The sequence below is a fragment of the uncultured Marinococcus sp. genome (assembly GCF_947493875.1).
GTDB lineage: Bacteria > Bacillota > Bacilli > Bacillales > Marinococcaceae > Marinococcus.
Genome location: NZ_CANLSU010000002.1, coordinates 238,931 through 254,171, shown reverse-complemented (window position 1 = coordinate 254,171; position 15,241 = coordinate 238,931). Strand labels below are relative to the sequence as shown.

The 15,241-nt window shown below is 50.0% G+C and carries 14 protein-coding genes; 6 read left to right on the top strand and 8 right to left on the bottom strand.

Going from position 1 to position 15,241, the window contains the following annotated elements:
• Window positions 1-20 precede the first annotated feature (20 nt).
• Both Q0757_RS04115 and Q0757_RS04110 read right to left on the bottom strand, forming a co-directional pair.
• Window positions 21-536: a VanZ family protein gene (locus Q0757_RS04115; protein ID WP_298785036.1), complete on the bottom strand. Its 516-nt coding sequence runs from the start codon at window positions 534-536 to the stop codon at window positions 21-23.
• A gap of 62 nt (window positions 537-598) precedes the next feature.
• Window positions 599-2,377, bottom strand: a complete 1,779-nt coding sequence (locus tag Q0757_RS04110) for an SLC13 family permease (protein WP_298785034.1) — start codon at window positions 2,375-2,377, stop codon at window positions 599-601.
• 226 nt (window positions 2,378-2,603) lie between these two features.
• Here Q0757_RS04110 and Q0757_RS04105 point away from each other — a divergent pair, with 226 nt between their 5' ends.
• Window positions 2,604-2,843, top strand: coding sequence for a DUF362 domain-containing protein (locus Q0757_RS04105; protein ID WP_079475396.1), 240 nt, complete (start codon window positions 2,604-2,606; stop codon window positions 2,841-2,843).
• A 256-nt stretch (window positions 2,844-3,099) separates the two neighbouring features.
• Here Q0757_RS04105 and Q0757_RS04100 read toward each other — a convergent pair whose 3' ends face one another.
• Genes Q0757_RS04100 through Q0757_RS04090 form a run of 3 tightly spaced genes read right to left on the bottom strand, consistent with a single transcriptional unit; the run spans window position 3,100 to window position 6,135 of the window.
• Entirely contained in the window at window positions 3,100-4,047 is a 948-nt protein-coding gene (locus Q0757_RS04100; RefSeq protein WP_298785025.1) for a glycine betaine ABC transporter substrate-binding protein, read from the bottom strand.
• A 59-nt stretch (window positions 4,048-4,106) separates the two neighbouring features.
• Window positions 4,107-4,946 carry a proline/glycine betaine ABC transporter permease gene (locus Q0757_RS04095; RefSeq protein WP_298785023.1) on the bottom strand — a complete coding sequence of 280 codons (840 nt, stop codon included), beginning with the start codon at window positions 4,944-4,946 and terminating at the stop codon, window positions 4,107-4,109.
• The gene (locus tag Q0757_RS04090) at window positions 4,939-6,135 is read right to left on the bottom strand and encodes a glycine betaine/L-proline ABC transporter ATP-binding protein (protein ID WP_298785022.1); all 1,197 of its coding nucleotides are present in this window, start codon (window positions 6,133-6,135) and stop codon (window positions 4,939-4,941) included. The genes Q0757_RS04095 and Q0757_RS04090 overlap by 8 nt, the downstream gene beginning before the upstream one ends.
• A gap of 257 nt (window positions 6,136-6,392) precedes the next feature.
• Here Q0757_RS04090 and Q0757_RS04085 point away from each other — a divergent pair, with 257 nt between their 5' ends.
• The gene (locus tag Q0757_RS04085; protein ID WP_298785020.1) at window positions 6,393-6,935 is read left to right on the top strand and encodes a GbsR/MarR family transcriptional regulator; all 543 of its coding nucleotides are present in this window, start codon (window positions 6,393-6,395) and stop codon (window positions 6,933-6,935) included.
• Between the two features lie 8 nt (window positions 6,936-6,943).
• Here the strand turns inward: Q0757_RS04085 and Q0757_RS04080 are convergent, their stop codons facing one another.
• On the bottom strand, window positions 6,944-7,843 hold the full coding sequence (locus Q0757_RS04080) for a hypothetical protein (protein WP_298785017.1): 900 nt from the start codon (window positions 7,841-7,843) through the stop codon (window positions 6,944-6,946).
• A gap of 94 nt (window positions 7,844-7,937) precedes the next feature.
• On the opposite strand from Q0757_RS04080, the gene Q0757_RS04075 reads away from it, so the two are divergent.
• Window positions 7,938-8,936 (top strand): LLM class flavin-dependent oxidoreductase, encoded by a 999-nt coding sequence (locus Q0757_RS04075; protein WP_298785015.1) that lies wholly within the window; start codon window positions 7,938-7,940, stop codon window positions 8,934-8,936.
• Window positions 8,937-8,986: 50 nt separating this feature from the next.
• Here Q0757_RS04075 and Q0757_RS04070 read toward each other — a convergent pair whose 3' ends face one another.
• Entirely contained in the window at window positions 8,987-10,204 is a 1,218-nt protein-coding gene (locus Q0757_RS04070; RefSeq protein WP_298785013.1) for an MFS transporter, read from the bottom strand.
• A gap of 339 nt (window positions 10,205-10,543) precedes the next feature.
• On the opposite strand from Q0757_RS04070, the gene Q0757_RS04065 reads away from it, so the two are divergent.
• Entirely contained in the window at window positions 10,544-12,133 is a 1,590-nt protein-coding gene (locus tag Q0757_RS04065) for a solute:sodium symporter family transporter (protein ID WP_298785383.1), read from the top strand.
• 49 nt (window positions 12,134-12,182) lie between these two features.
• On the opposite strand, the gene Q0757_RS04060 is transcribed toward Q0757_RS04065, so the two are convergent.
• The gene (locus tag Q0757_RS04060; RefSeq protein ID WP_298785011.1) at window positions 12,183-13,199 is read right to left on the bottom strand and encodes a zinc-binding alcohol dehydrogenase family protein; all 1,017 of its coding nucleotides are present in this window, start codon (window positions 13,197-13,199) and stop codon (window positions 12,183-12,185) included.
• Window positions 13,200-13,354: 155 nt separating this feature from the next.
• On the opposite strand from Q0757_RS04060, the gene Q0757_RS04055 reads away from it, so the two are divergent.
• The gene (locus Q0757_RS04055; protein ID WP_298785009.1) at window positions 13,355-14,002 is read left to right on the top strand and encodes a hemolysin III family protein; all 648 of its coding nucleotides are present in this window, start codon (window positions 13,355-13,357) and stop codon (window positions 14,000-14,002) included.
• 143 nt (window positions 14,003-14,145) lie between these two features.
• A complete protein-coding gene (locus Q0757_RS04050; RefSeq protein WP_298785007.1) occupies window positions 14,146-15,150 on the top strand; it encodes an aldo/keto reductase in 1,005 nt (334 codons plus the stop codon).
• Window positions 15,151-15,241 lie beyond the last annotated feature (91 nt).

Below are 15,241 nucleotides of genomic sequence, written 5' to 3'. Positions count from 1 at the left end.
AATCCTCTGCAGGGGTCTTTTTACATAAAGCGTGATCCGTATCTCCACAGCCAGCATAAAACAACAATCACCGCCGCAGCGGACACCCCGGTCATGTCGAGGAGAACGTCCTGCCACATGCCATGCCTGTCCGGGCTGAAATGCTGCCGGAACTCATCAAGCACGGCAAACATCAATACAAACCCGTACGCTCCGGCGAGTTTTCCCCAAAATGGGAGACGGTACGGATATGCCGCGAGCAGCGCCGCCAGAAATATAACGGTGAACATAAACACGTGGCTTGCCTTTCGGATAAAAAATTCCACATAGCCTTCCACGCCGGAGGCAGCTACACTTACCGGATCCCCGCCATAGGAAAAGGAGGGCACGGACACATACGGCTGCAGCCACTCAAACGGGATATGCTCAAGCCAAGGGCGAATGTCCTGCTGCTGATACGGCATGGAGGTTGAAATGAGAATGGTCAGCACAGCACCCGCAAGCGGCAGTGCAAACAGCCATTTATGCGTGGACAGACCTTCTGCACGTATATCCAAGGTGCTTACCTTCTTTCTTCTTTATTTTCAGTATAAAAAACCCGCCGGGCCTTTTCCAGCTTTTACCCCCATACCGTCCATGTAATACTGATCGTAATAACCATAACAATCAGACTCACCGGAATGCCGATTTTCATAAAATCCGTAAACCGGTAGCCGCCCTGCGTATACACAAACAGATTCGTCTGGTAGCCGATTGGCGTAATAAAGCTTGCAGAAGCTGCAATCGCGACAATTACCGCAGCCGCCAGTGGAGAAACAGACAAAATATCCGCTGTTTCCAGCGCCACCGGGAGCATAACGATAGCCGCCGCATTGTTGGTTACCACTTCGGTAAACACATTTGTCAGCACGTACAGGGCTGTAAACACCCCCAGCACTCCGAACGGCATAAACCAGTCAATCATCCGCTCCGCAAGAAGCGGGGCAGCTCCCGTACTCGTCATCGCTTCCCCAAGCCCGAAGGCAGCGGCAATGACGATCAGCACTTCATATGGAAGATACCGGTGAGCATCCTTAAGCGAAAGTGAACGTGTCAAAAGCAGTCCGGCGACGGCGAACAGCGCTGCATAGAAAATAGGAACAACCTGCAGAGCAGCCAGGCTGACCATGAGCATCATCATGACGAGCGGCAGCCAGCTTTTCCACCTCGGCCCCTTTAAAAAAGGATTTACGCTGTTTTTCAGCACGTGAAAGTCATTATGGGCACTCGTCCTTTGTTCAAACTCCGGTCCGGCCAAAAGCAGGAGCGTATCCCCGGGCTTTACCACCATTTCTTTCATTTCGGAGGAATAGCTCTCATCATAGCGATGAATGCCGATAATCGCAGCATCAAATCGCTGGTCAAAGAAAATATCCTTTAGCTTCGTAAATAAAATATTGGAGTAGTGGGTTACCATTACTTCCATCAGCTTGCGTTCATTCGGCTCTTCAGCCGTTTTTTTCTCACTCTTTTCCGTTCTAATATCGAGACCATCCGTATTTTCGAGCATCGCGATCTGGGTGAGGTCTCCGTATACTATCAGACAGTCTCCCGGCTCAAGAATATGGTGTTCACCGACCTCCCTGTCTTCTGATTCGCCGTTTGGCAGCACAGCCAGCAGCTGCAGAGAAGGGTCATTAATAAAGCCTGCCCGCTTCAGCGTATCCCCGAGATGTTTATAATCCGGGGTGATTTCGAGCTTGAGCATGTATTTCCGCCGGCCTTCCTTCTGATAAAACAGCGGCGGCTTCCGGTCCGGCAGAATCTTTATGCCGACCGTTAAAATGAAGATAGTGACAGCAATTGTTGCCGGTATGCCGATCAGCGCGAGCTGAAAAAAATGAAACCCCGCATAGCCCCTCTCCAGCAGGAGTCCATGCACGACGAGATTGGTGGACGTTCCTATCAGTGTAATCGTACCGCCGATAATCGTGGCATAGGACAAGGGAAGCAGAAATTTGGACGGCGCCAGATCATATTTCTCGCACCACCGTTTCACCAGCGGCGAGAACGTTGCTACAATCGGCGTATTATTCAGAAAACCACTCATGAGCGCCGAAGGAACGAGCATTTTCATTAGCGACCCTCTAGGGGTACGGCCTTTACTCAGCACCCCTTCAACGAACCGGTCCACGATGCCGGTCTGCTGAACCGCGCCTGCAACAATACAAAGAAGGCCTACAGTCAGCATGCCCTGGTTGGCAAACCCCTTCAGTCCCTGTTGTGGTGTAATGATCCCTGTGATAAGCAGCAGAGAAAGGACGAATAAAAAAATAATACCCGGCCGCGCTATTTCTTTCATCAAAGCACCAATCATCGCCAATACGATAATCAGCACCCACGCAATCTCCCAGGACACGCCGTCACCTCCCTTTTTTATAATTCATAGTATTTTAATATGTTTAATCAAATTTAGATTCACAACCTATTATACTTATCGCCAGGTAATTGTAAAGGAGCACTATATGTTTTACACTAGAGAAAGAGAGGTTTCTTACTAGGCGCTGGCTTTCTTCAATGGAGAGACAGTTTTTCGGCGCGTAATCATAAATCTCTTGAAATACTTTGAAAAGAGGTGAACCAAAATGGCATTCGTCATTACATCGCCATGTATAGAGGAAAAAGCAGGGGAATGCGTGGATGTTTGTCCTGTAGACTGTATTGAAGAAGGAAAAGAGCAATTTTATATTGATCCCGACGTCTGTATCGACTGTGGTGCCTGTGTAGTTGTTTGTCCAGTAGAAGCTATCGTGGAGGATACTGAACTGACACCGGAAACAGAACCATACCTGGAAAAAGCAAAACAATATTTCGGTACAGAATAAATCGAATCCCGCTTTCTATCAGCGGGATTTTTATATTTTTACAATTAGGCAGATTAAATCGGGGGAAAACGGGTATATCATTACTACCCCACCCCATACCTCGATTATTGGACCATTTGAAACCAGCATTATCTGCTGGCCCGGTCCATAATTGTGCCACTTCCTGATGCCTGCAGGCAAACGCCTGCGGGCATTTGGTATGTATGAAGACATAAATAAAACCGAAGCTCCTGAGAGCTCCGGTTTATCGTTATACTTATTCCTCTGCTTCAAGGTCTTCAATCGATTCGATGTCCATATATTCTGGAACGACCAGGCCGGTAATCGCGCCTTCGAGGTTCGCACCAAGATCTTCATAGTCATCGCCGTACTCTTCCATCTGGCTTGCGTGTGTATTCGGGAACCATCCGGCAACCATGCCGTCTGCTTCGCCGTCAGCAACAGCCGCAAACATTGGTCCAGCTTCAAGCTGGGTTAAAGTTACGTCATACCCAAGATCGGTGAGTACTTCCCCGACCACGTTGGTGGAGGCAATCTCAGAATCCCAGGCTACATATACGAGTTCAATCGCTTCGCCGTCAACCTCTTCCACGCCATCGGTCCATTCAGACACCATATCCTCGTTTTCATCCACCCAGGTAGCAGCGGCTTCAGCCGGCTCAGTACCATTCTGAATTTCCACCATTATATCTTCCATATTAGACGCTTCCCACTGGAACTGATCGAGGAACTGATACGCCCCCGGCATGTCTTCTTCAAGCCCCTGACGCACGACAGTATGAATATCATCACCATCGCCGTAGGAGCCCTCCGGATCCTCCAGATACTTCAGGTCATATTCTGAGAACATCCAGTGCGGGGTCCAGCCGGTAACAATGATCGGCTCTTCGTTTGCAACCGCATCGCCCAATGCGCTGGTCATTGCTGCGCCCGAGCTCGACTGCAGGTTCCAGTTACTGAGACCGTAGTCTTCTATCGCTGTCTGCGTTTGAGACATAATACCAGCACCGGCATCAATACCGGTAATTGTGTAGTCCACTTCTTCGCCAAATGCTCCACCGGAAGAGGATTCTTCACTCGATCCGGAATCGTCAGAGCCGCCGGATTCTTCTGAATCTCCGCCTCCACCGCCGCAGGCAGTCATCACCGCTGCCATTGATATTCCGGCTGCGCCTAAACCAGCTTTTTTCCATAATTTTTCCATGTGAATTACTCCCCTTTTGTTCTTAATTGTATGGATACTCCCTGTTTTGGGAGGTATACCTATTTTCGTTTACTTGCTCCAATGCCCTGCGTCAGCCGGTCGAGAATAATCGCCACAATTACGATCGCAAGACCGGCTTCAAAGCCGCCGCCGACATCGTTTCTGCCGACTGCAAAGTATACGGCCGTCCCGAGGCCGTCCGCCCCGATCATCGAGGCGATCACGACCATCGACAGCGCCAGCATGATGGTCTGGTTAATCCCGGCCATAATGGTTGTTTTCGCCATCGGCAGCTGTACCTTGAAAAGCTTCTGATTGCCCGTGGACCCGAAGGCCTCCGAGGCTTCGATGATTTCGGTCGGCACCTGGCGGATGCCGAGGTTCGTAAAACGGATCGTCGGCGGCATCGCAAAGATGACCGAGGCGACGACACCCGGTACCATCCCGATGCCAAAAAAGGCAACGGCCGGGATCAGGTACACAAAGGCAGGCATTGTCTGCATAAAGTCGAGCACCGGCTTAATCGTGCCCTCGACCACCGGGCTCCGGGACATCCAGATGCCGACCGGCACCCCGATAACAATGGAAATCACCCCGGCAGTCAGAACGATCGCAAGCGTCAGCACCATGTCTTCCCAGTAGCCCAGGTTCCAGATGAGCAGCAGCCCAAGCAGGACAAACACCGTGAGCCCGATTTTCCGTCCGGCAAACCAGAACGTTAACCCGACAATAATCAGGAGCAGCAGCCACGGCGGAAAAATGCCGAAAAACCATTCAAAGCCGCTGATAATATAGCCAATAAAGTTCGTAAGGGGGCCAAAAATAAATTCCGCCTGGGTCAGCCATTCGACAAACGCATCAATCCAGGCAGCAAGCGGCAGCGGGGTGATGTTACTCAACGGCCGACACCTCCTTACCGGAAAGCAGCGCCATGACGGAGCCTCTGACGACGATACCGACAAGCTTGTGTTCTTCATCTACGACGGCTACTGGAGTGTTTTTGTATGTAAGCAGCTCGATCATTTCCTTGACCACGGTATCCTTTTGCACCGTCGGCACGTCTTCATGCAGCACGCTTCGGATATCTTCGGATCCCTGCTCTACTAAATTTGATACTTCATCGGCATGGACAATACCAAGCAGCGTGCGGTCTTTATTGGTTACATAAAGGCTCGAAATGCCTTCCTTTTTCATGCGCTGCAGCGCCACCCGCGGCCCGTCTTTATCGATCGTAAGCACTTCCGGCCGTTTCATGACAGCTTCCGCGGTAAATACCTTGGAGCGATCCACGTCTTCCACGAATTTGGCGACGTAGTCATCAGCCGGGTGCTGAAGAATATCCTCCGGCGTCCCGATCTGGACAACCCGTCCGTCCTTCATAATCGTAATGCGGTCGCCAAGCCGGAGCGCTTCGTCCAGATCGTGGGTAATAAACACGATCGTCTTTTTCATCCGGCCCTGAAGCTCGAGCAGTTCATCCTGCATTTCCTTCCGGATCAGCGGGTCGAGTGCCGAGAAGGCCTCATCCATCAGCAGAATATCCGTATCTGCCGCCAGTGCCCTTGCCAGGCCGACACGCTGCTGCATCCCGCCGGACAATTCATCCGGATACATGTTGCCGTAGCCGCCAAGGCCGACCAGCTGCAGGGCTTCATCTGCTTTTTTCTTTTTTTCCTGCTCCTCGAGACCCTGTATTTCCAGACCGTACGCTACGTTATCGAGAATCGTACGGAAGGGAAATAGTCCGAATTGTTGGAAAACCATGCTCATTTTTTCCCGGCGTACCGCTCTCAGCCCTTTATCGTCCATACGGGCCAGATCATCGCCGTCCACCAAGACGCTTCCTTCGGTCGGATCAATTAACCGGTTCAGAAGTCGCACAAGAGTAGATTTTCCGCTCCCGGAAAGTCCCATGATGACAAATATTTCTCCGGCCTCCACCGAAAAATTGGTTCGGTTCACACCGACCGTGCAGCCGGTCTCTTCCAGGATTTCATCCTTTGATTTCCCCTGTTCCAGCAGCTTAATCGCACGGCTTGGGCGTTTGCCGAAGACCTTGGTTAAGTTCTCCACTTCTATCTTCGCCAACGTTTCACACCTCGTTTACTATGTCTGTGTCTGTATTTATTATCACTCTTTTACTATATAGTATTAGGATAAAAGATACAAAACTTTTATCATGCCATTTGAGGCTGTTTTAGCCGTAAAGTATATACTGTACATACATTATATACTTATATCTATCGATATCTGCTGATTAGAAGACCTAACGACCGAATATTCAATTTTTTTATTGTTCAGCAGTTTGCTAAACTTTAAACATACATGCAAAAAGGGGGCCCCGTATGGAAAGGGAACAAAAAAACATTCAGGACAAGCTGGACGAATCGAGACACCAGTTCATTGCCACAATTGCCCAGAACATGGGCTTATACGGCGTTTCCGATACGAACGGGCGTCTTTACGGCACCGTGTTGTTTTCCAAGCGTCCCATGACACTCGATGACATGAGCGAAGCACTCGGCATGAGTAAAATGAGTATGAGTACAGGAATACGGGCCCTCATGGATGCAGATATGGTCGAACGAGTATGGGAAAAAGGGGTACGGAAGGATTTGTACCAGTCCCACGACGACTGGTATCAATCGTTCACCTCCGTTTTTGTGAACCGGTGGAGAGAGGCGGCAGACAATAATCAGAAAGCCGCCCGCCGTGCCAAAGAGGAATTCGAAGCATTTTTAGAGGAAGCGGAGGATCCCTATCTTATTGACATACTTAAGCACGACCTTGAAAAAATCGATTACGCACTGCACTATTACGAATGGCTTGATGAAGTAATAAGCATTTTTGAAAGCGGTGAAATTTTTTCGATGATCCCCCCAAAGTAAGTGCTGTTTTAAATTTCAAGCAGCGGAACCCGGTGCTCAAGCCTGTGCTGCTCCCTCATTCTGAGTGGCTTCTCTGTCCCCGCAACAGGTTTTTGCCAGAGAAGAGCATATTGATACAGGTCGTGCCACTCTAAAATATTCGCAAACTGCTGCAGCGAAGGCAGCGGTATGCTCCTTACGCTGTCATAGCCGGCAAGCAGTTCATTAAAAACCATTCGGGCAAAGGGCTGATAGTCCTCTATGCCGGAAAAGGAAAGCAAGAGGCCCCGAAGCAGCGCAGCAAGATCGTATAAACTCACATGAACCCCAGGCATCGCTCCCGGAAAAAGAAATCCCTTCCCAGGACCCCCATGCTTCCAATTCATTTCCCTGAAAACAAAACCTGTGCCATCCGAGTGGAGGGCCGCACGCTGCATTACAGGAAAAAGTGCATCAATACTTTGCCGGATAATCGTCTGGCCTTTCGGAAGCAGCATGTCCATCTGGCGGTGTTCTGCCTTTATGGTCTGCTCCGACAGGGAGATGCTTTTTTTGTCGTTCATCGGTAATTTCTCATGCCAGCTGCGGTGCTTTACTGCCAGAGAGGCGCCAAGCTGCCGGTAATCTGATTCTTCCATTCGGGCACTCCCATGATTTTCCGGCTTCTTCTCATACATATAGGCCAGGCCTCTCTCCCCGGTGTCCGCCAGTTTATCTCCCTCTACTGTCTTTTTTATGCTGATATCACTCTCAGCTTCAAGCCACTGGACCGTCTCTTCCTCCGGCAGCACAGCCTCGCCGGTCACAAGCACCCACTCCGATCCTTTCCTGTCCCTTATGCACCAGCCCCTGGCTCCGCATTGTCCAAGCGAAGCTGCTTCTATGTCATACATCTGGTAAATCCAATTACGTATTGATTCGGTGTTCATTTGTTGCCCCCATTTCATTTACTGTAGATTTTTTCGTTTTTCTTTTACACTGGACTAGCATAGAAAAGCATTCTGTTTATTTGGAGGAACGCACATGAATATCAGTATTCTTGATCAGTCACCGATTGCAGAAGGCGAGACCCCCGAAAAAGCCTTCGAACACACCCGTGAACTCGTTCAAATGGCGGAGAAATGGGGATTTCACCGCTTTTGGGTGGCCGAGCATCACAGCACCAGCGGCCTGGCCGGCTCCTCGCCGGAAATTCTGATGTCACACCTCGCAAGCGTCACCACAAGCATCCGTATCGGCTCGGGAGGCGTCCTGCTCCCACAGTACAGCCCATACAAGGTAGCCGAAAACTTCAAAGTGCTTGAAGCTTTATTTCCCGGCCGGATCGACCTTGGCATCGGAAGATCTCCCGGCGGGGGCAACACGATCCGGGAAGCCTTGACAGACGGTAATAAAAAAAGCATGTCCGCCTTCCCCCGCCTTCTTCAGGAGGTTCAGGGATTTATTGACCGATCCCTTCCCAGTGATCATCCCTATGCTTCCATTAAAGCAGCTCCGATGAGCAGCTCCCTGCCCGAAACCTGGGTACTCGGTTTGTCCGAGCGCGGAGCGCGGGATGCCGGCAGACAAAGTGCCGGATTCATGTTCGGCCAGTTTATCAGTCCGGACCAGGGCGTCGAGGCGGTCCGTAAATACCACTCCTCCTTTGTACCAAGCAGCCGGCAGCCACAGCCAGTGACTGCTGCCTGTGTATTTATTGTCTGCGCGGCTACTGACGAAGAGGCTGATTTTCTGGCGCTCAGCCAGGATCAGTGGCTGCTGAATGTCGAAAAGGGCACTAATACGAAAGTGCCTGCCCCGGAGAGCGTAAATCCCGACTCCTGGACACAGGAGGAGAGGGAAAAAGTACGGGAGAATCGGCGGCGAGCTGTTATTGGCTCCCCGGCTGCCGTTCAGAAACAGCTGCGTGAACTGCGGGATAAGCTTGGGCTCGATGAACTGATGGGCATCACCAACATTTATGATTTTGAAGCAAAAAAGAAGTCTTTCCAATATGCCGCCGGTATTGCTGACAACCTTTAAATGAAAAAATCCGCACGCTCCTCCTCGAGCGTGCGGATTTTTGTGTTTTTCTAGTAGGAATCTGTTGCCGGTACTCCCTGTCTGCTTTCCTGTACTTCTTTTTCGCTGGAGCGAAACGACAGCCACGAAAGCATGAGGCCTAAGAGCGTAATAACAGCACCGGCCATACCAATCAGCGGCAGGCTAAGTCCAAGACTGATCACCATACCGCCAACCCAGGCGCCAAAGGCGTTCGCCAGGTTAAAGGCAGAGACCGCGGAAGCACTTGCGATCGAAGGCGCCCCCTCCGCTGCCCGGATAACCGTTGTCTGCAGAATAGGTACCGTACCAAAGGCGCCCATACCAAGCAGAAGCACTGAAACCGGGGCGAGCCATGGGATGGTGCTCGTTAAGGTGAGCGTCGACAGAATCACGGTCAGTGAAGCCATCACGACCATCAGCGGCTTCAGCAGGGACTCGGCGTTTAAACGCCCGGAAAGCATGTTTCCAAGTACGCCCCCGACGCCGAATAAAAAGAGGGAAAGCGTTATACCTGCCGGACCAAAGCCTGTTATATCCTGAAGAAGAGGCTCAATATACGTGTAGGCGGTGAAAACACCTGAATAGCCGAACACCGTAATAGCTAGTGCAAACAATACCTGCTTTCTTTTGAAAACGCCAAGCTCTTTTCTCATGGATGTTGGTTCTTCAGCATTCATGTTTGGTACATAAAGGATGATTCCAAGCAGGCTGATAATGCCAAGTCCGGCAATACCGGCAAACACCATGCGCCAGTCAAACAAGTCTCCGATATATGCACCGAACGGCACGCCGATCATTAAGGAAATCGTCAGTCCGCCGTTAATGGCAGCCACCGCCCCCGATTTTTTCGATGGAGGGACAACTTCGCTCGCCATAACCATCGCAATGGCAAAGAACGGACCGTGCATCAATGCAGAGAAGACGCGTGCCCACAGCAGTACTGTGTAATTTGGCGCCAGGGCGCTGGCCACGCTTGAGCCGATAAACAACAGCATCAATCCAATTAATACATACTTCCTTGGAAATTTCACCAAAAGAGATATGGCAATTGGCGAGAGCACGGCGACGCCTAGTGCGTACATGCTGACAATCAGACCTGCAGCGGAAATCGTGATGCCAAAGGAGTCAGAGACATTCGACAAAATCCCCATGGCGACGTATTCAGTAGTACCGATAGCGAACGTAGAAATCATAAACATGGCAATCATCACCATTGGACGGAACGTTTGGCCATTGCGTACGATCATTGTTATCCCTCCTTGATATATTGGTTAATTAATTTTTCACTTTTTTATTCCACAACGGGTTCTTATTCTATAGGCTGACCTTTCATACGTCTAGACTGTAAAACGCTTACGACACAAAATCGTCACATTTTTTCTATTGATTTTTTTATTTTCATCATGTAAGGGTTATCATTTCCTATTTATCAACTTTTGTATTTATATTATAAAACCATCTTTATGATGTTTTTTATACAATTCGCTTTTATCAGGGGTTTGCTCGGAAATCGGCAGGGGTAAACCTTTTTTCGTGCACGTTATTCAAAACGTTTCGACATACTTTTACAGCAGGAAAGAAGGGACATCATGTTTTCACTTTTTACATTCATACTCATTACTATCGCTATTGCCGGCTACGCTGCCTACCGGACGAAAAACATTAATATGCAGAGCCAGGAGGGATATTTTCTCGGCGGCCGCAGCCTGCTGGCGCTCACCATCGGCTCATCCACCCTGCTTGCCAACCTCTCCACCGAGCAGCTTGTCGGCCTGAGCGGTCAGACCTACACCGGCTCAATGGCTTCGATGGCCTGGGAGGTTACCACGCCGGTTGCGCTCATTTTTATGGCATTTATGTTTTTACCTAAATACTTACGGGCGGGAGTAACTACCGTTACCGAGTTTCTTGAAAAACGCTATGATCAGCGGACGAGGCAGATCGTTTCGCTGCTCATGCTGCTTGGGTTTGCGTCATCATTTCTGCCGACAGTTCTGTATTCCGGCTCGCTTGTGCTCGACCAGATATTTGATATTTCGAGTGTGCTCGGCACGAGCCAGTTTTTTACCGTTTTAATTGTTTCTGCCGGCATCGGGCTTGTCGGCATGCTTTATATAGTATTTGGCGGTCTGAAGGCTATTGCCTCTGCTGATTCACTGTACGGAGTCGGATTAATTGCCGGCGGGATTCTTATTCTCGTGCTCGGGCTTATGGCGCTCGGTAATGGCAATATGTTTAACGGAGTGGGGACGCTCACCTCAGAGCATACAGACAAGTTAAACGCCATTGATGGCAGCAATGATGCCCAGGTGCCCTGGCCGACGATATTTATGGGGCTTTTGTTTAACAATCTTTTTTATTTTTGTATCAACCAGGCCATCGTTCAGCGCCCGCTCGCGGCACGTAATTTGAAGGAAGGCCAGAAGGGCGTTATGATTACTGCCTTATTTAAGCTGTTTGGCGCCTTTTACCTCGTGCTTCCGGGCGTGATTGCCTATCATTTGTACGGCAGCAGCCTCGCAAACGGGGACGCCGCCTACCCGACGCTTGTGACCGACCTGCTGCCGCCGGTACTGACCGGCGTGTTCGCAGCTATTTTGTTTGGCGCGGTCCTGAGCTCGTTTAACGGAGGCATCAACAGTGTCATTACGCTGTTTACGCTTGATTTGTATAAACCGTTGTTTCATCCTGATGCCGATGAAGCAGCCCTCGTTCGTTCCGGGCAGCGGTTTGCCATGATTGTCGCCATTGTCTCGATCTTTATTTCGCCTTTTATTTTGTTTGCCCCTTCCGGATTATACAATTATCTGCAGGAGATGTTTGGCTTCTTTAACATCCCCGTGCTTGCCATTATGGTCGTCGGCTTTTATACCAAAAAAGTGTCGCCGTTTGCCGCAAAGGTGGCTGTACCGGTGCACATTATTTTGTATGGTGCAAGCAAGGTCTTTATTGGAGAACTCAATTTCCTTTATGTACTGAGTGTACTGTTTCCCCTCAGCGTTATTGTCATGCTTGTTGTCGGGAAATTTAAACCGATGGAGGAGCCCTTCGAATTCAAAAATGAAGCGCCTGTGGATATGGTGCCGTGGAAATACGCCAAGCCGGCGGCAGCCGGCCTCGTTATCGGCATCGGTATTCTTTATGTAATCTTTTCCCCTCTCGGAGTCGCTTCCTGATCTCAAAAAAACGCACCGCAGCAGGCTTCGGCTGCGGTGCGTTTTTCATTTACTCCCAGTGTTCAAGAACAATTTTCCCGATCATTTTACCTGATTCCACCCGCCGGTGTGCCTCTTTCATCTGTTCGGCATTCAACGGTGTCAGCGTATCCGTCACCGTTGGCTTGATGGTCGATTGGTCAAACAGATCAGCCAGTTCATCCAAAATGACGTGCTGGCGGATCATATCCTCCGTCTGATACATCGACCGTGTGAACATAAACTCCCACATAAAGGCGGCGCTCTTTGCCTGCAGGTCGGTCAGCGGGAGCGGCTCCTCTGTCTCTACAATAGAACAGATGGTTCCCTGCGGACGAATACACTCGGCCATTCCTGACCAGTGCTGGGCCGTATCGGTGAAGCAGAGAATATAGTCGACCCCGTCATACCCTGCATCCTGGAGCTGCTTGAGCAGAGGCTGATGGTGATTAATCACTTTATCTGCCCCCATCTGTTCGCACCAGGCAGTCGTTTCTTCACGTGAAGCCGTTGCGACTACGTCAAGACCGGCCCATTTGGCGAGCTGAATCGCAATGGATCCGACGCCGCCAGCGCCGTTTAACACAAGTACGGACGCACCGCGGTCCCGCTCCGGTACAATTCCAATCCGGTCAAACAACGCTTCGTACGCAGTAATAGCGGTTAAAGGCATCGCGGCACTTTCGGCCATTGAAAGCTGGACAGGCCGCCTTCCCACTACCCGCTCATCCACCAGCTGATATTCCTGATTGGAGCCGGGCCGCAGATTGCTTCCGGCATAGTATACTTCATCACCAGGCTGAAACAACGACGCCTCTTCACCTACTGATTCCACTATACCGGCTGCGTCAAAGCCGAGAATCTGCGGTTCTGCTTCTTCCGTTCCTTCATTTCCTCCGCGGATTTTTGTGTCCACCGGGTTCACGGATACCGCCTGCACACGCACAAGCAGGTCCCGGCCCTTTGGTTCGGATTTGGCAATATCAAACATCTCAAAGCTTGTATCCTCTTCAATTGGAAGATGCTTTTTAAATCCTATTGCTTTCATTATGGTCCCTTCCTTCCTTGGTTAAAGTCACTCTGGATTCTCATACCCGCCCCATTCCATCCGGCAAACAAATCCGCGGCCATCTATGCCTGTTCGAAACCCTGAGGAAAATAAGTTATAATGAAGAAACTATTCTTAACGAAAGAAGGCGGCGTATGCAGGATCAAACCCATACATTTACCAGACGGGAGGAATTCGCTAACGCAGTCACGCACGGCATCGGCGCTCTGCTGAGCGCTGCTGCGCTTATTATTATGATTGTTTTCGCTTCCCTCAACGCTTCAGCCCTTCATGTGGTCAGCGTTTCTATTTTCGGCACGTCCATGCTTCTCTCCTACGTATGCTCCACCCTGCTTCACAGCTTTTCACCGGGCAGACTGAAGGATTTATTTGAAGTCTTTGACCACTCTGCCATCTATCTGTTTATCGCCGGCACGTACACTCCGTTTCTGTTTCATGCGCTCCACGGCACTCTGAGCTGGGTGTTATTCAGCATTGTCTGGGGCATTGCCATCATCGGCATTATTTTTAAAGCATTCTTCACTAAACGGTTTCGTATTCTGTCTACTGTGTTTTACATCGGCATGGGCTGGATCATTATTATTGCCTGGCCGGCGCTCGTGAGCGCTCTGCCCACCGGCGGCCTGCTGCTGCTTGTTATTGGAGGCGTATTGTACACCGCCGGCACCGTCTTCTATATGTGGCGGAGTTTTCCCTACCATCACGCCGTCTGGCACTTTTTTGTTCTCGCCGGCTCCTCCGCCCATTTCTTTGCCGTGTTTTTTTACGTCATTCCTTTGTAATTACCATTCCCTTGTCTCCCCCGGCCTGGCCGGTGGGAGACTTTTTTACCAGCATTCCCTTATAGCATTATTCTTTGTTTGAATCATTCTTCTGCATGGGTAAAAGCTAATATTAAATACAACCCGAGTGGGGGAAATAATTAATGGAACGAATTTTATTAGGAGAAACAGATATAGAAGTGTCCCGCGTAGGCTTAGGCACATGGGCAATGGGAGGCGTAATGTGGCAGAATGAGCCGGATGAGGATGCCGCAGTGAAAACGGTCCGGCAGGCGATCGATTCAGGGATTACGACGATTGATACAGCACCGGATTACGGGCTCGGAAACTCCGAAGCGTTTATCGGCAAAGCATTAAGCCAGGCCGGTATCGCAAGGGAGCAGGTACAGCTGTTTGGAAAGCCCGGCGTTAACTGGAACGAAAATAAAGAGCTTTTCCGGGACATGCGCCCGGATAAAGTAGAAAAGGAAATAGATAACACACTGCGTCGTTTGAACACGGATTATTTAGATTTATATCAAATTCACTGGCCCGATCATGAAACCGGTATGGAACAAATGGGAGAAGTAATGAACAGGCTTTATGAAAAAGGAAAAATACGCGCTGTTGGCGTAAGCAATTTCACTCCGGACGAGATGGAAGAATTACGCCGGTACGTGCCGCTGCATACCACGCAGAATCAGTACAATATGTTCCAGCGGGAACTAAAGCCATGGTTTGAATATGCAGAGCGCAATCATATTGCCGGCATTACCTGGGGCACGTTCGCCCACAGCCTTCTTACCGGAAAGGTGGATGCCCAAAGCACGTTTACAAATGAAGACATTCGCGCGAGTCTGCCTTTGTACCAGAACAACAGCAGAAACTACTATTTGGCAGCCGTCAGAGAGCTGCAGGAGTTTGCTCACGAGCGAAACAAAACGATCGCCCAGCTTGCAGCACGATGGACGCTTGAAAATCCCGGCATCAGCATGTGCCTCTGGGGAGCACGGACTCCGGAACAGATTAAGGAAGCCGAGGGTGTCGACGGCTGGATACTTGATCAGGAGGAAATGGAGCATATTGAAGATATTCTCGCTAAACACGTTCCTTCGCTTCAGGGCAATCAATTAAATATTTATGCTCCGCCTGAACGTTCAGACGTATAGCTTTATTTGCAAACAAAAATAATCTACCGCAAAAGAATCCGCCTAAAATTGGGCGGGTTCTTTTTACGTTACATAATGCTGCAGCTATTTT